We start from the raw sequence: 20,226 nt of genomic DNA, 5'->3' as shown, positions 1-20,226 counted from the left end.
ATTTTGTCGACAAGGAGATCATCCCGCACGCCCAGGCGCTGGAGCACGACGACACGTATCCGTCGGACATCGTCGACGGAATGAAGGAGATGGGGCTGTTCGGCCTCACGATTCCGGAGTCCCACGGCGGTCTTGGCGAGTCGCTGCTCACCTACGCGCTGGCCGTGGAGGAGATCGCCCGCGGCTGGATGAGCGTCTCCGGCGTGATCAACACGCATTTCATCGTGGCGCACATGATCAAGCAGCACGGCACCGACGCGCAGAAGGAGTACTTCCTGCCGCGCATGGCGACCGGTGAGATCCGCGGCTCGTTCTCCATGTCCGAGCCGGACCTCGGCTCCGACGTCGCGGCGATCAAGACCAGGGCCAGGCGCGACGGCGGCGAGTACGTGATCGACGGCGCGAAGATGTGGCTCACCAACGGCGGCAGTTCGAACCTGATCGCGCTGCTGGTGCGCACCGACGAGGGTGCCGAGAAGGCGCACCGGAACCTGACCGCGTTCCTGGTCGAGAAGCCCGAGGGGTTCGGTGAGGTGGCGCCCGGCCTGACCATTCCCGGCAAGATCGACAAGATGGGCTACAAGGGCGTCGACACCACCGAGGCGGTGTTCACCGGCTACCGGATCGGCGCCGACCGGGTGCTCGGCGAGGCGCCGGGCCGCGGGTTCGCGCAGATGATGGACGGCGTCGAGGTCGGCCGGGTGAACGTGGCGGCCCGGGCGTGCGGGATCTCCATCCGGGCCTTCGAGTTGGCCGTCGAGTACGCGCAGCAGCGGCGCACGTTCGGCAAGCCGATCGCGGAGCACCAGGCGATCGCGTTCAAGCTCGCCGAGATGGCCACCAAGGTGGAGGCCGCGCACCTGATGATGGTCAACGCCGCCCGGCTGAAGGACACCGGCGAGCGCAATGACGTCGCCGCCGGCATGGCGAAGCTCATCGCGTCCGAATACTGCTCGGAGGTCACCCAGGAGGCGTTCCGCATCCACGGCGGGTACGGCTATTCGAAGGAGTACGAGATCGAGCGCCTCATGCGGGAGGCGCCGTTCCTGCTGATCGGCGAGGGCACCAGCGAGATACAGAAGACCATCATCAGCCGTGGCCTGCTCCGGGAGTACCGCTCGAAGGGTTGAGAGGCTTACAGATGCCGGGTTCGCGTGGTTTCCTTGATATTGACAAGATTGAGCGGCCCACGTTGGCGCGAACAGCACAGGTGATGACCGTGACCGGCGCATTTTCCTCCGCAGGGCGACCCGCGCAGGGCCTGCCGCGCATGCCGACGCCTCCCACCGGGTGGCCGATCGGCTCCTATGCCACCTACGAGGAGGCGCAACGCGCGGTCGAGCATCTCGCGGACAACGACTTCGTGGTGTCCGACGTGACGATCGTCGGGGTCGACCTCATGCTCGTCGAGCGGGTGCTCGGCAGGCTGTCCTGGAGCAAGGTGCTCGGCACCGGGGCGGTCTCCGGCGCCTGGTTCGGGCTGTTCGTCGGCCTGCTGCTGAGCTTCTTCAGTTCCGGCGTGAGCATCACTTACCAGCCGATCCTGGTCGGCCTGCTCTCCGGCATGATGTTCGGCCTCGTGTTCGCCGCGATCAGTTACGCGTCCACGCGAGGCCGCCGTGACTTCGCCTCGGCCAGCCAGCTCGTCGCCGGCCGGTATGACGTGCTGTGCCAGCCGCGCACCGCCGAGCAGGGCCGTGACCTGCTGGCGAAGCTCGCCATGCGTGCGCCGGGGTAGGCCCGCCGGCCCCGGGTGGGTTCCCTCGCGACACGGACGATCCCGGGTATCTCCCCCAATCGTTACTGATTGTGCTTGCCAACGAAGATCGTTCGGCATAAGTTAGGTCCCCACCGATCCACAGGCACGTCACAGTGCGGGTGTGGTCTCCCGTCGACGTGCGCGTCGGGGCAAGGAGGCCTGATGGGAATGGGGAGGGCTCGGTCCACTCGCCGGGCCGCGGCCATGTTCTGCGCCGGGGTGTTCGCCACCGGCGCGCTTGCCGCGTGCGGTTCGGGTGGCGATGCCGCAACGGTCAGTATCTACATGTATCCGGAGGATTCGTTCCAGACACTTGTCGACAAGTGCAATGCGCAGGCGGCCGGGCGTTACCACATCACCTACAACAAGCTTCCCCGCACCGCCGACGGGCAACGCGAGCAGTTGGTCCGCCGGCTCGCCGCGGGTGACAAGAGCCTGGACATCCTGGGGCTGGACGTCACGTGGGTGCCCGAGTTCGCCGAGGCGGGCTGGATCGACGAGTGGACCGGCGCCGACAAGGCGGCCGCCCAGCAGGGCGTGTTGCCGGGGCCGCTGGAGACGGCGATCTGGAACGGCAAGCTCTACGCCGCGCCGAAGCACACCAACGTGCAACTGCTGTGGTACGACGACCGGATCACGCCGGCGCCGCCCGCGACCTGGGACGAGATGATGGCTCAGGCGCAGGAACTCAAGGCGCAGGGCAAGCCGCACAACATCCTGTTCACCGGCGCCCAGTACGAGGGCCTGGTGGTCTTCTACAACTCGCTGGTCGAGTCGGCGGGCGGGCACATCCTGTCCGAGGACGGCAAGTCCGTCGTGATGGACGCGGGCGCGGTCAAGGCGTTGCAGATCCTCAAGCAGCTCACCACGTCCGGGATCACCGACGCCTCGCTGACCAACCAGAAGGAGGACGAGGTCCGGCAGGCCTTCCAGCGCGGCAACGGCGCCTTCGAGCTGAACTGGCCGTTCGTCTACGCCTCCTACGGCAAGGAAAAGCCGCAGGACCTGCCCCACTTCAAGTGGACGACCTACCCGTCGGTCATTCCGGGCACGCCGGGGAAGACCACCATCGGCGGGATCGATCTGGCGATCAGTTCGTACTCGCAGCACAAGCCCGAGGCGTTCGAAGCGGCGCTGTGCCTGCGCTCCCCGGACAGCCAGAAGTTCTCCGCCATCAAGGACGGGGTCCCGCCGGTCGACGAGGCGCTGTACACCGACAACGCGCCGCTCGACCCCACCAAGCCGGTGGACCCGGACAACAACCCGAGCATGGCGACCGAATACCCGATGCGGGACGCGATCCTGGCCGCGCTGAAGTCGGCGGCGGTGCGCCCGCTCACCCCGGCCTACCAGAGCCTGTCCACGGTGATGTCGAAGATCCTTTCGCCACCGTCAGACATCGATCCCCAGGGCACCGCCCAGGAGTTGCGTGACCAGCTGTCCGCCGCGCTCGAGTCGAAAGGGGTGATCCCGTGAGCCACGCGGTAGCCAAACCCTCGCCGAAATCCCCAGTGACCACGGCGAAAGCGGCGAAACGGGGCAAACCCGCGCTCAGTGAAGGAAAGAAAGCGGAGCGGCGGCTGGGATTGCTGCTGTGCGCCCCGGCGGCGATCGTGATGATCGCGGTCACCGGCTGGCCGATCATCTACTCGGTCTGGCTTTCCCTGCAGCGTTACGACCTGCGGTTCCCGGCGCAGCAGCAGTTCGTCGGGTTCGCCAACTACGCGGCGGTGCTGTCGAACTCCTACTGGTGGACGGCGTTCGGCACGACCATGTTGATCACGGTCGTGTCGGTGGCCGTCGAGTTGGTGCTCGGAATGCTGCTGGCACTGATCATGCACCGCACGATCGTGGGCCGCGGTCTGGTGCGCACGGTTGCCCTTGTCCCATACGGGATCGTGACGGTGGTCGCGGCGTTTTCGTGGTACTACGCCTGGACTCCGGACACGGGATACCTGGCCAACGTGCTCGCCTCCGGCTCGGCCCCGCTCACCCAGTACGCCTCGTCGATGGCGATCATCATCCTGGCCGAAGTGTGGAAGACCACGCCGTTCATGGCGCTGTTGCTGATGGCCGGGCTGGCGCTGGTGCCGGACGACCTGCTCAAGGCCGCGGCGATGGACGGGGCGAGCGCGTGGCAGCGGTTCTTCAAGGTGATGCTGCCCGTGATGAAGCCGGCCATCCTGGTGGCGCTGCTGTTCCGGACGCTGGACGCGTTCCGGATCTTCGACAACATCTTCGTGCTGACCAGCGGCCAGAACGACACCTCGTCGGTGTCCATGCAGACCTACAACAACCTGATCAAGGGCCTGAACCTGGGCATCGGCTCGACCATGTCGGTGCTGATCTTCATCGCGGTCGCGATCATCGCGTTCATCTTCATCAAGTTGTTCGGCACGGCCGCGCCGGGCTCCGATTCGGAGGGGAAGCGCTGATGGTCATGCAAGGTGCGGTCACCACCGGCCGCAAGGCGCGGTGGACTCTGGTCGACATCGTGGTCGTGGTGTATGCGCTGGTGCCGGTGCTGTGGATCGCGTCGTTGTCGTTCAAGACGAAGGACACCATCGACGACGGCAAGTTCATCCCGCGTTCGTGGACCTTCCAGAACTACGCGGACATCTTCGCCACTTCGGACTTCATCCGGGCGCTGATCAACTCGATCGGGATCGCGCTCATCGCGACGCTGATCGCGGTGGTGCTCGGCACGATGGCCGCGTACGCGATCGCACGGCTGGACTTTCCCGGTAAGCGGGTGCTGATCGGGGTCTCGCTGCTGATCGCCATGTTCCCCCAGGTTTCGCTGGTGAGCCCGTTGTTCAACATCGAGCGGGCGCTCGGGCTGTTCGACACGTGGGGCGGTCTGATCATCCCGTACATCACCTTCGCGCTGCCGCTGGCGATCTACACACTGTCGGCGTTCTTCCGGGAGATCCCGTGGGAGCTGGAGAAGGCGGCGAAGATGGACGGCGCGACGCCGGCCCAGGCGTTCCGGAAGGTGATCGCCCCGCTGGCGGCGCCGGGCGTGTTCACCACCGCGATCCTGGTGTTCATCTTCTGCTGGAACGACTTCCTGTTCGCCATCTCGCTGACGTCGACCAACGCGTCGCGTACGGTGCCGGCGGCGCTGTCGTTCTTCACCGGTTCGTCGCAGTTCGAGGACCCGACCGGGACCATCTCCGCGGCGGCCGTGGTGATCACCATCCCGATCATCGTGTTCGTGTTGTTCTTCCAGCGCCGCATCGTCGCGGGGCTGACCTCCGGCGCCGTGAAGGGGTAACTGGCATGGCTGAAATCGTTTTGGACAAGGTGAGCAAGCGGTACCCCGACGGCGCGCTTGCGGTGTCCGAAGTAGACCTCCGGATCACGGACGGCGAGTTCATCATCCTGGTCGGCCCGTCGGGGTGCGGGAAGTCGACCACGTTGAACATGGTGGCGGGTCTGGAGGACATCACCTCCGGTGAGCTGCTCATCGACGGGCAGCGGATGAACGAGAAGGCGCCGAAGGACCGGGACATCGCCATGGTGTTCCAGTCGTACGCGCTCTACCCGCACATGACCGTGCGGGAGAACATGGCGTTCCCGCTGCGGCTGGCCAAGGTGGACGACGCCACGGTGCGGCGGAAGGTCGACGAGGCGGCGGAAATCCTCGACCTGACGCAGCACCTGGACCGCAAGCCGGCGAACCTGTCCGGCGGGCAGCGGCAGCGGGTCGCGATGGGCCGGGCGATCGTGCGGAACCCGAAGGCGTTCCTGATGGACGAGCCACTGTCCAACTTGGACGCCAAGCTGCGTGGCCAGATGCGCACCTCGGTGTCGAAGCTGCAGCGGCAGCTCGGCACCACGACGCTGTACGTCACGCACGACCAGACCGAGGCGATGACGCTGGGCGACCGGGTCGTGGTGTTGCGGGCCGGGTACGTGCAGCAGATCGGCACCCCGCAGTTCCTCTACGACCACCCCGCGAACCTGTTCGTGGCCGGGTTCATCGGTTCCCCGTCGATGAACTTCGTGTCCGGCACGTTGGAGAACGGGCAGCTCAAGAGCGCGCTCGGCTCGTTCGGCCTGCCCGATCGTCTCCGCCGGCTCGCGGAGGCCGCCAGCGCGCCGCGCGAGGTCATCGCCGGGATCCGGCCGGAGCACTTCGAGGATGCCTCGCTGCTCGAGGAGCACGCCAAGCAGGGTGGGGTGACCTTCACCGCGCGCGTCGATGTGCTGGAGTCGATGGGATCGGAGAAGTACGCCTACTTCACGCTCGAGGGCGAGATGGCGTCCACGTCGGAACTCGCCGAGCTCGCGGCCGACGCGGGCGCGGACGACGTGCCGGGCGGGCGTGGTGCGCAGGTTGTCGCCAGGTTGTCTTCGGCATCCCCGGCGAGCGAGGGCGCGGGCGTCGACCTCTGGTTCGACCCGGCCAAGCTGCAGCTCTTCGACCCGTCGAGCGGGAGAAACCTCACCTACGAGGGCTGAGTTCGTCGGCCGACCCGGACTGCCGGACGTTCGCCGCGCCTACGACAAGGCGCTGTGCGCCGCGGGGGGAGGGCTTTCGGTCGCGTTGAGTCGCCATCACCGGCGAATGAGTTCCTGGCGCCCGCGGAGGAGGTAGTCGCGTTCGACTTCGTTGCCCGCGAGCATGATCGCTTCGTCGTAGGCCGCGATGGCTTCGGTGTCGCGGCCGAGGCGTCGTAGGAGGTCCGCGCGCGTTGCGGGCAGGAGGTGCGAGGCGAGTGGGATGTCGTCGAGCATCGCCAGCCCGGCTTCGGGCCCGTCGGCCATCGCGACCGCGACCGCGTGGTTGAGCCGGACCACTGGCGAAGGCGGCAACAGCTCGTAGAGCATGGCGATCCGAGTCCAGTCGGTGTCCCGTTCGGACGGTGCGTCGGCGTGGACGGCGGCGATCGCGGCCTGCACCGCGTAGGGGCCTTCCGCGCCGGCGAGGAGGCCGCGGCCCTCCTCGATGAGGGTGCGGTCCCAGCGCCGCCGGTCCTGTTCCGGGAGCGGCACGAGGTGCCCGGTGTCGTCCACGCGCGCCGGTCGGCGAGCGTCGGTGAACAGGAGCAACGCGAGCAGGCCGGCGACTTCGGGGCCCGGGAGCAGCTCGTACAGCACGCGTGCGAGCCGGATCGCCTCCGCGCACAGTGGAGCCCGGATCAGTTCGGGACCGGCGGTGGCGGCGTAGCCTTCGGTGAACAGCAAGTAGATCACCGCGAGCACGGTCGGCAGCCGCTGGGGCAACTCGTCGTGGCCGGGCACGCGGAAGGGGATCCCGGCGTCGCGGATCTTGCGTTTCGCGCGGACGATCCGTTGCGCCACGGTCGATTCGCCCACGAGGAACAAGCGGGCGACCTCGGCTGTCGACAAGCCGCCGAGACAGCGCAGGGTGAGTGCGACCTGCGCCTGCCGGCCCAGCGCCGGATGGCAGCAGGTGAAGAACAGCTGTAACCGGTCGTCCGGCACGCTCTCCACGGGTGGTGGGTCGGCGCTGGGCACGTCGGCCAGTTCCGGCAGCTTCGCGCTGAGCCTTCTGGCGTGGCGGATCCGGTCGATCGCCCGGTTGCGGGCGGTCGTGGTCAGCCAGGCCGCCGGATTGTCGGGAACCCGGCCCGCCCGCCAGTGTTCGGCCGCGGTGGCGTAGGCGTCGGCGAGGGCCTCCTCGGCGAGGTCGAAATCGAGGAGGCCGATCAGCCGTGCCAGCACCCGGCCGTGCTCCGCGCGGAACACCTCGGCCAGGGGATCGCTGCCGCCCCTCGTCATCAAGATGGCGCGACCGGGCGGACTTCCACCGTGCCGTGCTTCGCGCCGGGGCACTGGGCGGCCCACTTCAGCGCCTCGTCGAGATCGGCGCACTCGATCAGGTAGAACCCGCCGAGCTGCTCGCGGACCTCGGCGAACGGGCCGTCGGTGAACAACTGCTCGTCGTCGCGGACCCGCACGCTCGTCGCCGTGGACGACCGCTGCAGCCGCCTGCCCTCCCGCAGCACGCCGGAGTCGATCAGCTGCTTGGTGTACGTCTTGTACTCCGGGCTGATCTTGCCGTAGTCGGCTTTGTCGGCTTCGACCTCGTCCTGGTAGATCAAGACCGCGTATTCCATCGTCGTGCCCCTTCTCTTGGCGAGCTTGCCTGGAAAAGACGACCGGACACCTGCCGAATCGACACCGACTTCATATGACCTAGGTCACTTTCGTGGTAGGTCGGCGACCGGCTCTCAGCGGCGGCGGGCCGACCGGAGGGCGTCGATGACGTCGTCGTCCCAGCGATGGGTGCGGATGAGGCGGTAGCGTTCGGCCGCCACCCACAAATACGCTTCGGCCTCGGTGCGCTCGCCGATCAGGTCGGCCTGCCGCAGCATGTTCACCACCGGCCGGTACTCGTTCTCGTACCACCGCCGCGCCACGGTGGCACGGTCGAGGAACTTGCCCTCGTCCTGCATCAGCCGGAAACCCCAGGCCTCGCCGGCCTCGCCGAGCATCGCGTAGTGCCACGGGTCGGACAGCGCGATGCTCGCGCGGGCTTCGCCGGTCAGTGGCACGCGTTCCAGGAAGAGCCTCCGGTAGTCCTTGACGATGAGGTCGCCGCGGTACCTGATGCCGCTGGGGTTGAGCCTGGTCCTGACCTCGGTGATGTGAGCCTCTGTTGTGGACATTCCGAGCGTGTGCGCGACCGAGACGCGGTGGTGGCCGTCGATGATGAAATGCAGTTCGCCGACCCGGTACACCTCGATCGGCGGAATGTTCTCGCCACGCCGTGCGGCCAGCGCGAGCCGTTCCCACCGCGCACGCACCCGTCCCGAAGTCGGCCGGAACCGGCGGTCGAAGTCCCGGCCGCGGTCCACGCTGCCGACGATCGAGTCGAGGGTGATCACGCGGGGCCCGATGCGCTGTTCACCGACATAGCCGAGCGCCTCCACGACCTCGTGGAACGGCAGCATGATGTTGACATCGTCCGGTTCCCGCCGCAGCCAGTTCGCCAGCCGCGCCAGCACCTGCCGACGACGGGCGCGGAGGAAGTCGTTCTCGGCGTCGGCACGCGGAAAACCGGTATCCCTCATGTCTTCTCCGCGGCTCTGTGGTCACCATGACCGCCGCGACATGAGACAGTTCTGTTCACAGTGACACCTCGTGCACGCCGACGACGTTGCGAATCCGGGTCTCGCCGATCCTGTGCTCCCGAGGCCACTCGCCGTAGGGGTGAATGTGCCCGTGCAGCAACCACTTCGGCCGGAGCCGCTCGACAGTCCAATGCAGACAGTCAAAGCCATGGTGCGGCGGGTCGTCGCGGTCGCCCAGCCCGCGGGGCGGGGCATGGGTGAGCAGGACGTCCACTCCCCGGCCGTCCTTGCGGCGTCGGCGTTCCGCGGCGCGGACCAGTTTGCGGGCCCGGCGCGCCTGCTGGGTCTGCGTCCACTGGTTCGGCCCGTCGTTGTAGCGGACCGAACCACCGAGACCCGCGATCCGCAGCCCGGCGACGTCCACCACCCGGCCGTCGGCGTCGACCCCGCCGGGTGGACCGGGCCATTCCTCGGGGAAGCCGCCGCGCATGGACAGGCCGCCATAGCGGGTGAAACCGCTCAGATCGGGGTCGTGGTTACCGGGTACGAACACGCACGGCCGGTCGAGTGCGTCGGCCAGGAACGCGAGATAGCCGAACGGCAGGTCGCCAGCGCCGAGCACCAGATCGACGGGACGGCCACGGGCACCTCCTGCCCATAACCGCTCGTCGACCTCATCGGCGACCACGAGCGCGCGCATTTCCCCAGACTAAGTGGTCACCTACCGACGTGGGCGAGTTCGGGGTGGTCGGCGATCGCGATGGCGACCACCGTGATCCACACCACGGACAGGGCCAGCGCCCAGAACTTGAGGCTTGTCAGAAGGCGGGACATGGGAAAACTCCTTTTCGCCGAGCAGGAAGGACTTACAACCAGTTGTTCTTCCTGAATATTCGGTAGAGGAGCAGGCAGATGCCGAGAATGAGGACCAGTACTGCCGGGTAGCCGAACTGCCAGCGCAGTTCGGGCATGTAGTCGAAGTTCATGCCTTCGATGCCGGCGACCATCGTCGGCACCGTGATCATCGCCGCCCAGGCGGTGATCTTGCGCATGTCGGTGTTCTGCTGCAACGAGATCTTCGCGACCGTGGCGTCGACCAGGGTGGTCAGCAGTTCGTCGAAGGCGGCGACGCGCTCGGACACCGTGGTGAGGTGGTCGTCGACGTCACGGAAGTAGGAGCGGACCTCGTCGGGTACGAGCCGGGTGAACCCCTCGGCGAGCCGGCGCACCGGCGTGGCCAGCGGCATCACCGCGCGCCGCAGTTCGAGGACCTCGCGTTTCATCAGGTAGATCTGCTCGGCGCTGACCTGTGTGCGCGGCGCGAAGACGCGGGTCTCCATCTCCTCGATGTCGTCCTCGACCGCGCTGGTGACCTCCAGGTACTGGTCGACGACGTGGTCGGTGATCGCGTGCAGCACCGCGGCCGGCCCGGCCTGCAGTGTCTCCGGGTCGCCGTCCAGATCACGGCGGAGCTTGGTCAGACCGGAATGCGCGCCGTGCCGGACGGTGATGATGAAGTCCACCCCGAGGAAGGCCATCAGTTCGCCGGTCTCCACGATCTCGTTGGCCGTGGTCGGCGAGTCGTGCTCGACGTAACGCACCGTCTTGAGCACCATGAACAGGGTGTCGTCGTAGCGCTCGAGCTTGGGCCGCTGGTGCGCCTGCACGGCGTCCTCCACGGCGAGCTCGTGCAGGCCGTAGGCCTCCGCGATGCCCTGGATCTGCTCGGAGTCGGGCTCGTGCAGGCCGATCCAGACGAAACCCTCGTGCCGCCGCCGCACCTCCCTGATCGCCTCGGCGTGCGTCCAGCGCCCGGACAACCGCTTACCGTCCACGTAAACCGCACAGTCCACGATGTAGGCGGACAGGGGAACGGGGATGGGCGGTGTGATACGGCCGCGGCCGTTGGCGCGGCCGCGAAGGCCGCCGAGAGAGGGGATCGCGGGCATGAGGGGCTCCTGGCTGACGCGGTTCGGTTACCGAAGCGCCGTGCGGTCATCGTCCGCCCGGCGTAACCAGCGTTTCCCAGGAAGGGCCTAACGGCCGGAGTACGTCCCGGCCGGGGCGAGGGCAACGCTGGACTTACTAGGGAGCGGACTATCGCCATTGCTCATCTTGCGTTCCTCACCTCCTCGGGCCGACGTGTCGGCGGTCGCGTTGACGCGTCGCCACCAATGGTCGAGGGTACTCCTCAACATCAGTGAACGTCGCTCCAGGGCGGTGTGGCGTTACCCGCAGGAGGTCTTTCTCGTGCAGTTCGGGCGATACTTCGAGGAGTTCGAGGTGGGCGCGGTGTACAAACACTGGCCGGGTAAGACGGTCACCGAGTACGACGACCACCTGTTCTGCCTGCTCACGATGAACCACCACCCGCTGCACCTCGACGCGCACTACGCGCAGGAGACCACCGACTTCAAGCGCAACGTCGTGGTGGGCAACTACGTGTACTCGATCCTGCTCGGCATGTCGGTGCCCGACGTGTCCGGCCGCGCCATCGCCAACCTTGAGGTCGAGTCCCTGCGCCACGTCGCGCCCACGTTCCACGGCGACACCATCTACGGCGAGACCGTCGTGCTCGAAAAGCGCGAGTCCGGGTCCAAGCCGGACCGGGGTGTGGTCACCGTGGAGACCAAGGGCTACAAGCAGGACGGCACGCTGGTGTGCGTGTTCCGGCGGCGGGTGCCGGGGAGGGCCCCGCCGCTCATTGCGTCCGGACTCCGGTAAGTTCGCTCCATACCGCGGCGGGAGGAGCGTGGATGCAGTTCGGCCGGTACTTCGAGGAGTTCGAGGTCGGTGCGACCTACCGCCACTGGCCCGGCAAGACCGTGACCGAAGCCGACGACCACCTCTTCTGCCTGCTCACGATGAACCACCACCCGCTGCACCTGGATACCCATTACGCGGCGGAAACCACCGACTTCGGCAAGAATGTGGTGGTCGGGAACTACATTTACTCGCTGCTGCTGGGCATGTCGGTGCCGGACGTCTCCGGCAAGGCCATCGCCAACCTGGAAATCTCCTCGCTCCGGCACGTCAAGCCGACCTTCCACGGCGATACGATCTACGGTGAGACCGAGGTGCTCGAGACGACCCCGTCGAAGTCGAAGGACGACCGGGGCGTGGTGTACGTGGAAACCAGGGGATACAAGCAGGACGGCACGATCGTGTGCATCTTCCGCCGCAAGGTCCTGGTGCCGAAGCGGTCCTATGGTGGGGTGCGTGGCGGTGAGCAACCTGGCCGTCCGGTACCGCACGAATAGGAGACCGCGGTGAGCCTCGACGAGATCAAGCAGGGCCTGCGTGCCTTCGCGGCGGGGCGGGCGGCCGGTGTCTCGCCGCTGTACGAGCACCTGGCCGAGCGCGCCGCCGAGGACGACGAAGTGGCCGGTCTACTCACTCCCGGCGCCGATCCGGCGCTCCTGCTCGCCGCGGCGCACCGCTTGATCCAGGCGGACCCGGTCCACCCGCTGTCCCGCTACTACCCCTCGTTGTCCGGTTTCGACGGGGTCGACGGCGGGACCTGGCCGACCTTCCGGGAGTTCCTGCTGGAGCGGGCCGACCGGGTGCGCGCCCTGGTGTCCACCCGCGAGATCGTCAGCAACGAGGTGCGGCGGGCGACCGGGCTGTACCCGGCGGTCGGCATGGCCGCCAAGGCGGCGGGCGGGAAGGTCGGGCTGCTCGAGGTCGGATGCGGCGCCGGGCTGCTGCTCGGCCTCGACCGGTTCGGCTACCGCTACCAGTGCGCCGGCGGCGAGCAGATCACCGCCGGACCCGCCAAGACCCCGGTCGGGCTGCACTGCGCGCTGGACCTCGGTGAGGGCGCGAAGCTGCCCAAAATGGCCAAGAAGGTCGCGGTGGGCGCCAGGGTCGGCCTCGATCGCGCCCCGATCGACGCCACCGACGAGGAAGAGCTGGCCTGGCTGGAGGCGTGCGTCTGGGCCGACCAACTGGACCGTATCCGGTTGCTGCGGGTGGCCGCCACCGCACAGCGCAAGGACCCACCGGAGCTGGTCGCCGGGGACGGCGTGGACGATCTCGAAGCGACCGCCTCCCGGATCCCGGCCGAACTACCGCTGGTGGTGTTGACCTGCCGGGCGCTCGGGCACCTCGGACCGGGCCGGGCCGAGGACTTCGTCGCCACGCTCGGCAAGCTGGCCGCGGAGCGGCCGCTCTGGTGGGTTTCCGACGAGCCGTACGAGGTGGCGTTGTCGCAGGTTCTGCCGCTGCGGGACGAGCTGGCGTTCTGGGGCGAGGCGGGTTCGTGCACGCTGGGGCTGGTCCGCTGGCAGGACGGCGTGCCCGACGCGGCCGCCCTCGCCCACACCGCCAAGTACGGCGATCGGATGACCTGGCTCGCCCACTGAACGCGCGAGGATGAAATATGGCCGTCACCGAGGACACCTGGTACACCCCGCTCACACCGCTGGCCTTCCTGGAGCGCTCGGCGCGGGTCTTCCCGGACAAGGAGGCGATCGTCTACGGCGACCGCCGGGCGACCTACCGGGAGTTCGCGGCCGAGACGAGGAGAGTGGCGCACGCGCTGCGGGCGACCGGCATCGAGCCCGGCGACCGGGTGGCCTACCTCCTGCCGAACATCCCCGAGATGCTCGTGGCGCACTTCGCGGTGGCGCTGGCCGGTGCGGTGCTGGTCGCGATCAACACCCGGCTCGCGCCCGCCGAGATCCGCTACATCCTTGATCACTCCGGGGCCAAGGTGCTCGTCGTGGACGCGGGCCTGCACGGCTCGATCGCGCCGGTGCTGGACGAACTCGAGCTCGCCGAGATCGTCACGGTGATCGACAGCGCCGGCTCGGCGCCTGGGGGCAAGCCCTGGGACTGTCTTGCCGAGCCTGATCCCGCGGTCGGCGGCATCACCTACGCCGACCTGCTCGCGCGCGGGAGCGACGAGGAAATTCCGTGGACCGTCTCCGACGAGCGGGCGACGATCTCCGTCAACTACACCTCGGGCACCACCGGCAGGCCCAAGGGCGTGCTGTACCACCACCGCGGCGCCTACCTCAATTCCCTCGCGGAAATCGTCCACTCGCGACATGCGCCGGAATCGCGGTATTTGTGGACACTCCCCATGTTCCACTGCAACGGCTGGTGTACCCCCTGGGCGGTGACCGCGATCGGCGGCACGCACGTCTGCCTCCGCGCGGTCGATGCCGGGCGGATCTGGCGCCTGCTGGACACCGAGGGCATCACCCACCTCAACGGCGCGCCGACCGTGCTGGTCGCCATCGCCAACCACGAGGCCGCACATCCGTTGTCCCGGGAAGTGGTCGTGACCACCGCGGGCGCGCCGCCGAGCCCGACCGTGATCCGCCGGATGTCCGAACTCGGCGCCCGGTTGGTGCACGTCTACGGGCTGACCGAGACCTACGGTCCGTACACCGTCTGCGAGCAGCAGGATGGCTGGCTGAAGCTCGATCTCGCCGAGCGAAGCAGGCTCATGGCGCGCCAGGGCGTGGGAATGCTCGTCACCGACGGGGTCCGCGTGGTGGACGACGACATGAACGACGTGCCCGCCGACGGCGCGACCATGGGCGAGGTCGTGATGCGCGGCAACAACGTGATGAAGGGCTACTTCGCCGACCCCGACGCCACCGCGCACGCGTTCCGCGGCGGCTGGTTCCATTCCGGTGACCTCGGCGTGGTCCATCCCGACGGTTACATCCAGCTGCGAGACCGTGCCAAGGACATCATCATTTCCGGCGGCGAGAACATCTCGACCATCGAGGTGGAGGCCGCGATCGACTCCCATCCCGCGGTGCTGGAGGTCGCGGTGATCGGCGTGCCCGACGAGAAGTGGGGCGAGCGGCCGAAGGCTTACGTGGTGCTGCGCGGGCAGGTGGAGGTCGAGGAGTTGCTGGAGCACGTGCGTGGCCGGATCGCGCGCTACAAGGTGCCCGACCGGATCGAGTTCGTTTCCGAGCTGCCCAAGACGTCGACCGGAAAGATCCAGAAGTTCCAGCTGCGCGAGCGTGACTGGGCGGGCCGGGAGAGCAGGATTCAGGGCTGAGGCCTGCTCGCCGCGTAGCGGGCGGGAGACGTGCCGAGCGCGGCGGTGAACTCGCGGGTCAGGTGGGCTTGGTCCGCATAGCCGAGATCCGCGGCCAGCGTGTGCCAGTCCACGTGTTCGTCGCGGGCCGCGCGCTCGGCGGCCTGATAGAGCCGGTAGCGCCGCAACACGAACTTCGGGCCGATGCCCACATGGTCGTTGAAGGCCCGCTGCAACGCGCGGACGCCGACGCCGACCGCGTCGGCCAGGTCGTCCACCCGCCGCAACTCGTCATCGGTCGCGGCTCGTTCGGCCCATTCGGTGGTCAGCTCCGACGGCTGACGGCCGGCTGGCACGAGTTCGGCCAACAGTTCGTCCAGTTTCCTGACGGTCCGCTCGTCGGGCTCGCCGTACGGAGCCGCGGCCAGCAGTTCGGGCCGTACGTCGGCGAGCGGCAGCACGGTCCCGGTGATGGTGGACATCGGCCGTCCGAGCAACGGCCGGAACCCGGCGGGCCGGAACATCACGCCCAGTGCGCCGCCCCGGCCGGCCAGCACACGGGTGAAGCGGTTCCGCTGCACGCCAGTGACCGTGGCGACGCCGCCGACGGGGTCGAACACGACGTTGACCACCGGATGCACCAAAACGTGCTGGTCGTAGGTCTCGCCCTCCGGCAGATTCCAGCGGACGAGCCAGTACCGGTCCACGAAGCGGGCCACCGCGGGCGACGGCGGAAAGCGATCGAGGCTGAACTTCCGGAGCCCCGCCCACGGGTGCACGATCCCGCGGGTGTCGGTGTCCACCGGCTCGACCACACGTCCGATTTTAGGTGTCGCGTTTTCCAAGACCGCCTCGCAGCGTCCTGAGGTCACGGCGTGCGAGCCAAGGCCACCTTCACCGTCGACACCACCCCTGCCGAATGGCGCACCCGGATGGCCATGACCACCCGGTAGGGCGGACCGTTTTCCAACTGGCGGCGGATGCCCTCGCCGGAGGAACCGGTCGGGATGCCGTTCTCGACGCGGTGCGCGTCCTCGGCCAGCGACACGGCCGACGAGTCATGAGTGAGCAGAGACTGGACGTCAGGCGGGGGCGGCGGATTCCGCGCTCTCGGCGTGCGCGATGCCGGGAAGCGCTACCAGCCCCAGGGCCAGGGTGAGGGTGAAGACCCTTCGGATCACCGCGGCAGCTTAGTGGGAGGCCGGCAGATGACCCCACTCCCGGAGAGTTTCGGCGAGCCCTTTGGTCAGGTCCAGCCGAGCGAAGGCGGCCTCGTCCACCCAGCGCGCGTCGTCGGCGTCGTCGCCGGGGCACAGCGTGCCGCCCCGAACCTCGCACAGGTAGTCGAAGATTTCGTACTGGCCACGGACAACCATGCCGGCGAGGGCCGTCGGGTGCACGTCCAGACCTGTTTCTTCGCGCAGTTCACGGACCACGGCGTCACGGTCTGTTTCGCCTCGCTCGACACGGCCGCCTGGTAGGGACCACAAGCCGCGTCCGGGCTCGTGCCCCCGCTTGATCAGCAACAACCGGCCCGAGCCGTCGAAAGTGATCGCCCCCACACACCGCACCGGAAGGTGATCGCTTGCCCGCACCAGACGAGACTATCCCAGGATTTTGGGCATGACATGTACACGGAGAGTAGCCGTGGAGTATGATCGCTTCCGGAGCACTGACCCAAGCGCGGGACTCTTCTCCCGATTTGGACCTCAGTGCGGTACAACGTAACTGGTGAGCTTGCTAGACCGATGCCGAAGCAAGAGACGGGATTGATCGTTGTGAACGCGAAGAAAATAGCCGGACTCGCAGGCATAGCGTTGGTCTTGTTCTTCGTGATCGCCCAGCCGGGGCACGCGGCGAACCTGGTCACGAACATCATCGACTTCCTCCGGTCGTCGGCAGAGGCAGTGATCACCTTCGTCAGCAACGTCTTCAGTTAAGCGGCCGGGCCGATGTTCGCCCCCCGCGATCCCGACGAGTACCTGCTCGACACCGAGCGGCGGGTCATCCGGGTGCGCAGGCACTGGGCGGTGCTGGCCTGGGACACCTTCGAGGCCGCGGCTCTGCTGGCGATCTGCGTGATGGTGTCGTACCTGCTGCCGCCGTCGATGTGGGTCGTGCAGAACGTGCTCTGGTACGCCGCGCTGCTGGTGGTGTTGTACTACGCCTACAAGGTCATCGAATGGTGGGTCGAGCGCCTGGTGGTGACCGACAAACGGTTCGTGCTCACCAGCGGCGTGTTCACCACCAAGGTGGCCATGATGCCGATCAGCAAGGTCACCGACCTGACCTACCAGCGCACCGCCTGGGCCCGCATGTTCGGCTACGGCACGGTCATCGTCGAGTCGGCGGGCCAGATCCAGGCGCTCAACCGCATCGACTTCCTGCCCCGGCCCGAGGAGTTCTACGACACCATCTCCGAGCTGGTCTTCGGCGACAAGGCCAAGCAGGCCGAGCGGTTCTCCATGATCAAGGCCCAGCGGCGTGCCCAGGGGAAGAAGATGGTCGGCTGAGTCCCCGGGACCGCTCAAGCGGTCTGGGCCAGAATGGGTGCGATGCGCATCGATCTCCACACCCATTCGGTCGTTTCGGACGGCACGGAAACCCCTGGCGAAGTGGTCGCCGCCGCGGCGCGTGCCGGGCTCGACGTCGTCGCGCTCACCGATCACGACACCACGGCGGGCTGGATGGCCGCCGTGGAGGCGCTTCCCACTGGCCTGACGTTCGTGCCCGGCGCCGAGCTGTCCTGCGTGAGCTCGTTCGACGGCGGCCGCCCGGTCAGCGTGCACCTGCTGGCCTACCTGTTCGACCCGACCTCGCCCGCGCTGGTCGCCGAGCAGCGGCGCCTCAGGCTGGAGCGGCGAACCCGGCTGCACGCGATGGCCGTGCGGATGGCCGACGACGGTCTGCCCATCGACGCCGACGAGGTGCTCGGCCTGCTGCCCGGCGACTCTCCCGCGGGCCGCCCGCACCTGGCACAGGCACTGATCCGCGCCGGCCTGGTGTCCACTGTGGCCGAGGCGTTCGCGCGGTATCTCAACGCGGGCCGTGGTTACTACGTCCCGCGCCGGGAAACGCCGGTGGAGACCGCGATCGACATGATCAACGCGGCCGGTGGGGTGACCGTGTTCGCCCATCCGCGGCGGCACGGGCGGACCGTCTCCGCCGAGGCGATCGCGGCACTGGCCGAGTATGGGCTGACCGGGGTCGAGGTCGACCATCCCGACCACGACGCGGAAACCCGTGCGGAACTGCGCGGGCTTGCCCGGGAACTGGGGCTGGTGCAGACCGGTTCGAGCGACTATCACGGCACCAACAAGACCATCCCGATCGGCGCGGAAACCACGGACCCCGAGGCCTTCGAAGCGCTGGTCGGCAAGGCGTCCGGCAGCCAGGTCACGGTGAATGGTCTTGGCCCTGGCTGACTTCTTCGATGCGAACATGTTCATGGAGGCGGCGATCACGCTGGTCGTGATCATGGACCCGCCCGGCACGATCCTGGCGTTCCTCAGCCTGGTCGGCCGCAAGCCGCCCACGGTGCGGGCGCGGGCGGCGAGGCAGGCCGGCCTCGTCTCACTGCTGGTCATCTCGCTGTTCGCGATCTCGGGGCAGGCGATCCTGGCCTACCTGGGCATCGGGATCCCCGCGCTGCAGGGTGCGGGCGGGTTGCTCCTGCTGCTGATCGCGCTCGACCTGCTCGCCGGGAAGGGCGAGAGCCAGCCGGAAGTGGCCGACGACGTCAACGTGGCGCTGGTCCCGCTCGGTACCCCGCTGCTGGCCGGCCCCGGTGCGATCGTCGCGACCATCGTGTTCGTCAGGGAGGCCGCGGGCCGGCCCGGTGCCTACGTCGCGCTCGCGCTGGCCATCGTGGCCGTGCACCTGGTGATCTACCTGTGCATGCGGTATTCGGGCCTGGTCATCCGTCTGATCAGGGAAAGCGGTATCACGCTGCTCGCCAAGATCGCCGGCCTGCTGCTCGCCGCGATCGCCGTCGAACTGGTCACGAACTCCGTCCGTGGGTTCATCGCGGGTGGCTGAGGCCTTACCGCGCTTTCTGAGGGAGGTCCCGGACCCCACTGGGGCAAGCCCCCGGACCCGTTCAGTGTCGGTGGTAGTGCGTACGGTGGTGACGTGGAGCAATTGGGGTTCGAGTTCGAGGTGCAGCCGCGGAAGCTGACGAAGGTCAGCCCCGCGCGGTTGGCCACGTTCGACGACTGCCCGCGGCGGTACCGGATGAGCTACGTCGACCGGCCCCCGCCCACGCGCACCGGCCCCTGGGCACACAGCACGCTCGGGGCCGTCGTGCACAACGCCCTGCGTGCGCTGTTCGAGTTGTCTCCGGCCAGGCGGACGCCGGCCAGGGCAGCCGCGCTGCTGGCCGAGAACTGGCAGGACGGCGGGTTCGCCGACGCGCGGCAGGCGGCCGTCTACCGTGAGCGCGCGCAGTCGTGGGTCGCCGAGTACGTCGAGCGCAACGACGTCTCCACCACCCCCATCGGGCTCGAACGCTGGGTCTCCGCGCCGGTCAGCCCCGAACCGGGCAAACCGGCGTCGCTGATCATCGAGGGCCGGGCCGACCGGATCGACGAGCGTGGTGCGGAGCTGGTGATCGTCGACTACAAGACCGGCCGGCGCGCGCCGGACGAGTACGAGGCGCGCGGTTCGCAGGCCCTGGCCATGTATGCGGTGGCCGCGGCGCGGACGCTCCGGCGACCATGCCGTCGCGTCGAACTGCACCATCTGCCGAGCGGCACGGTCGCGGCCGCCGAGCACAGCGAGGCGAGCCTCCGCCGGCACCTGACCCGAGCAGAGGAGACGGCCGAGGACCTGCGGGCCGCAACGGATGACCTGGCCGAGGGAGGAGACGTGCAGTCCCTGTTCCCCGCGCGTCCGTCCGCACGGTGCGCCTGGTGTGACTTCCGTCCCAGTTGCCCCGAGGGACAGCAGGCCGCGCCGCCCGCGAAGTCCTGGGAGTTGCTGGCGCCATGAGAAAACCTGTGTCACGTCGTGCTTTGGCAGCGGAGGAGGAGTGAGCATCGACGAACTGGAGACCGCACAACCGCCGTCCGTGTCCGAGCGCACCCGGCTCGGGCGCTGGTGGCGGGGATTCACCGGCTCCCTCGCCACCGGGCTTGTCGCGCTCGCCCTGGTCGTGCTGGCGGCCGGGCTGGTTTCCGCGCTGGCCGGCGCACCCGGTCCGGGCGCCGCGCCCCTCACCGCACACCCCGTCGCCGCGGTCCTCGCCGTCGCCGCACAGCGTCTCGCCGATCGCCGTGACGGACGGCTCGCCGCGGTCGCCGGGCTTTTCGTGCTCGCCGACGTCGTGTTGGTGCTCGTGTTCTTCTGGTGGTGGCCTTGAGCGGTACGGCGAAGTCGTCAACGTGGCCGTGAGCCTGCTGGCGAATGACGCCGGTTTT

24 protein-coding genes are annotated in these 20,226 nt (G+C 68.2%); 16 read left to right on the top strand and 8 right to left on the bottom strand.

Going from position 1 to position 20,226, the window contains the following annotated elements; translation table 11 throughout:
- From VJT49_RS03995 to VJT49_RS03970, 6 genes are all read left to right on the top strand, one after another.
- Window positions 1-1,130, top strand: a 1,130-nt coding sequence (locus tag VJT49_RS03995; RefSeq protein WP_324163296.1) for an acyl-CoA dehydrogenase family protein, incomplete at its 5' end; no start/stop codon positions are given.
- An 83-nt stretch (window positions 1,131-1,213) separates the two neighbouring features.
- Window positions 1,214-1,738, top strand: a complete 525-nt coding sequence (locus VJT49_RS03990; protein ID WP_324163295.1) for a general stress protein — start codon at window positions 1,214-1,216, stop codon at window positions 1,736-1,738.
- Window positions 1,739-1,921: 183 nt separating this feature from the next.
- On the top strand, window positions 1,922-3,235 hold the full coding sequence (locus tag VJT49_RS03985; RefSeq protein ID WP_324163294.1) for an ABC transporter substrate-binding protein: 1,314 nt from the start codon (window positions 1,922-1,924) through the stop codon (window positions 3,233-3,235).
- On the top strand, window positions 3,232-4,194 hold the full coding sequence (locus tag VJT49_RS03980) for a sugar ABC transporter permease (protein ID WP_324163293.1): 963 nt from the start codon (window positions 3,232-3,234) through the stop codon (window positions 4,192-4,194). Before VJT49_RS03985 ends, VJT49_RS03980 begins: the two co-directional genes overlap by 4 nt.
- Window positions 4,194-5,036 carry a carbohydrate ABC transporter permease gene (locus VJT49_RS03975; protein WP_324163292.1) on the top strand — a complete coding sequence of 281 codons (843 nt, stop codon included), beginning with the start codon at window positions 4,194-4,196 and terminating at the stop codon, window positions 5,034-5,036. Before VJT49_RS03980 ends, VJT49_RS03975 begins: the two co-directional genes overlap by 1 nt.
- Window positions 5,037-5,041: 5 nt before the next feature.
- Complete coding sequence (locus VJT49_RS03970) at window positions 5,042-6,226, top strand: sn-glycerol-3-phosphate ABC transporter ATP-binding protein UgpC (protein ID WP_324163291.1); 1,185 nt, start codon at window positions 5,042-5,044, stop codon at window positions 6,224-6,226.
- Between the two features lie 96 nt (window positions 6,227-6,322).
- Here VJT49_RS03970 and VJT49_RS03965 read toward each other — a convergent pair whose 3' ends face one another.
- The 5 genes from VJT49_RS03965 to corA all read right to left on the bottom strand — a co-directional run bounded on the left by VJT49_RS03965 (window position 6,323) and on the right by corA (window position 10,754).
- A complete protein-coding gene (locus VJT49_RS03965; protein ID WP_324163289.1) occupies window positions 6,323-7,510 on the bottom strand; it encodes an RNA polymerase sigma factor in 1,188 nt (395 codons plus the stop codon).
- Window positions 7,510-7,848, bottom strand: coding sequence for a YciI family protein (locus VJT49_RS03960; RefSeq protein WP_324163288.1), 339 nt, complete (start codon window positions 7,846-7,848; stop codon window positions 7,510-7,512). The genes VJT49_RS03965 and VJT49_RS03960 overlap by 1 nt, the downstream gene beginning before the upstream one ends.
- A gap of 114 nt (window positions 7,849-7,962) precedes the next feature.
- Entirely contained in the window at window positions 7,963-8,805 is an 843-nt protein-coding gene (locus tag VJT49_RS03955) for a chromosome partitioning protein ParB (RefSeq protein WP_324163287.1), read from the bottom strand.
- Between the two features lie 55 nt (window positions 8,806-8,860).
- Complete coding sequence (locus VJT49_RS03950; RefSeq protein WP_324163286.1) at window positions 8,861-9,505, bottom strand: metallophosphoesterase family protein; 645 nt, start codon at window positions 9,503-9,505, stop codon at window positions 8,861-8,863.
- Between the two features lie 166 nt (window positions 9,506-9,671).
- Window positions 9,672-10,754: a magnesium/cobalt transporter CorA gene (gene corA / locus VJT49_RS03945; protein WP_324163285.1), complete on the bottom strand. Its 1,083-nt coding sequence runs from the start codon at window positions 10,752-10,754 to the stop codon at window positions 9,672-9,674.
- A gap of 301 nt (window positions 10,755-11,055) precedes the next feature.
- Between corA and VJT49_RS03940 the strand changes: the two genes are divergently transcribed.
- From VJT49_RS03940 to VJT49_RS03925, 4 genes are read left to right on the top strand one after another with little or no spacing between them, the layout of a single operon-like run.
- Window positions 11,056-11,529 (top strand): MaoC family dehydratase, encoded by a 474-nt coding sequence (locus VJT49_RS03940; protein ID WP_324163284.1) that lies wholly within the window; start codon window positions 11,056-11,058, stop codon window positions 11,527-11,529.
- Between the two features lie 32 nt (window positions 11,530-11,561).
- Window positions 11,562-12,065, top strand: coding sequence for a MaoC family dehydratase (locus VJT49_RS03935; protein ID WP_324163283.1), 504 nt, complete (start codon window positions 11,562-11,564; stop codon window positions 12,063-12,065).
- A gap of 9 nt (window positions 12,066-12,074) precedes the next feature.
- Entirely contained in the window at window positions 12,075-13,169 is a 1,095-nt protein-coding gene (locus tag VJT49_RS03930; protein ID WP_324163282.1) for a DUF2332 domain-containing protein, read from the top strand.
- Between the two features lie 17 nt (window positions 13,170-13,186).
- Window positions 13,187-14,830 (top strand): acyl--CoA ligase family protein, encoded by a 1,644-nt coding sequence (locus tag VJT49_RS03925; RefSeq protein ID WP_324163281.1) that lies wholly within the window; start codon window positions 13,187-13,189, stop codon window positions 14,828-14,830.
- Here the strand turns inward: VJT49_RS03925 and VJT49_RS03920 are convergent.
- The 3 genes from VJT49_RS03920 to VJT49_RS03910 form a co-directional block, all read right to left on the bottom strand.
- Window positions 14,821-15,624, bottom strand: coding sequence for a helix-turn-helix transcriptional regulator (locus tag VJT49_RS03920; protein ID WP_324163280.1), 804 nt, complete (start codon window positions 15,622-15,624; stop codon window positions 14,821-14,823). The two genes, VJT49_RS03925 and VJT49_RS03920, sit on opposite strands and share 10 nt — an antisense overlap.
- A gap of 53 nt (window positions 15,625-15,677) precedes the next feature.
- Window positions 15,678-15,857 carry a hypothetical protein gene (locus VJT49_RS03915; protein ID WP_324163279.1) on the bottom strand — a complete coding sequence of 60 codons (180 nt, stop codon included), beginning with the start codon at window positions 15,855-15,857 and terminating at the stop codon, window positions 15,678-15,680.
- 142 nt (window positions 15,858-15,999) lie between these two features.
- The gene (locus VJT49_RS03910) at window positions 16,000-16,404 is read right to left on the bottom strand and encodes an NUDIX hydrolase (protein WP_324163278.1); all 405 of its coding nucleotides are present in this window, start codon (window positions 16,402-16,404) and stop codon (window positions 16,000-16,002) included.
- A gap of 153 nt (window positions 16,405-16,557) precedes the next feature.
- Between VJT49_RS03910 and VJT49_RS03905 the strand changes: the two genes are divergently transcribed.
- The 6 genes from VJT49_RS03905 (at window position 16,558) to VJT49_RS03880 (ending at window position 20,168) form a co-directional block, all read left to right on the top strand.
- Window positions 16,558-16,749, top strand: a complete 192-nt coding sequence (locus VJT49_RS03905; RefSeq protein WP_324163304.1) for a hypothetical protein — start codon at window positions 16,558-16,560, stop codon at window positions 16,747-16,749.
- Between the two features lie 12 nt (window positions 16,750-16,761).
- Entirely contained in the window at window positions 16,762-17,322 is a 561-nt protein-coding gene (locus tag VJT49_RS03900) for a PH domain-containing protein (protein ID WP_324163277.1), read from the top strand.
- A 33-nt stretch (window positions 17,323-17,355) separates the two neighbouring features.
- On the top strand, window positions 17,356-18,234 hold the full coding sequence (locus tag VJT49_RS03895; RefSeq protein ID WP_324163276.1) for a PHP domain-containing protein: 879 nt from the start codon (window positions 17,356-17,358) through the stop codon (window positions 18,232-18,234).
- The gene (locus VJT49_RS03890; protein ID WP_324163275.1) at window positions 18,221-18,847 is read left to right on the top strand and encodes a MarC family protein; all 627 of its coding nucleotides are present in this window, start codon (window positions 18,221-18,223) and stop codon (window positions 18,845-18,847) included. The genes VJT49_RS03895 and VJT49_RS03890 overlap by 14 nt, the downstream gene beginning before the upstream one ends.
- 93 nt (window positions 18,848-18,940) lie before the next feature.
- Window positions 18,941-19,798 (top strand): PD-(D/E)XK nuclease family protein, encoded by an 858-nt coding sequence (locus tag VJT49_RS03885; protein ID WP_324163274.1) that lies wholly within the window; start codon window positions 18,941-18,943, stop codon window positions 19,796-19,798.
- A gap of 40 nt (window positions 19,799-19,838) precedes the next feature.
- Window positions 19,839-20,168 carry a hypothetical protein gene (locus tag VJT49_RS03880; protein ID WP_324163273.1) on the top strand — a complete coding sequence of 110 codons (330 nt, stop codon included), beginning with the start codon at window positions 19,839-19,841 and terminating at the stop codon, window positions 20,166-20,168.
- Window positions 20,169-20,226 lie beyond the last annotated feature (58 nt).

Origin of the sequence: Amycolatopsis sp., assembly GCF_035276945.1 — a bacterium.
Lineage (GTDB): Bacteria > Actinomycetota > Actinomycetes > Mycobacteriales > Pseudonocardiaceae > Amycolatopsis_E.
The sequence above is the reverse complement of the archived record's forward strand: the minus strand, read 5'-3'. Positions and strand labels throughout refer to the sequence as shown.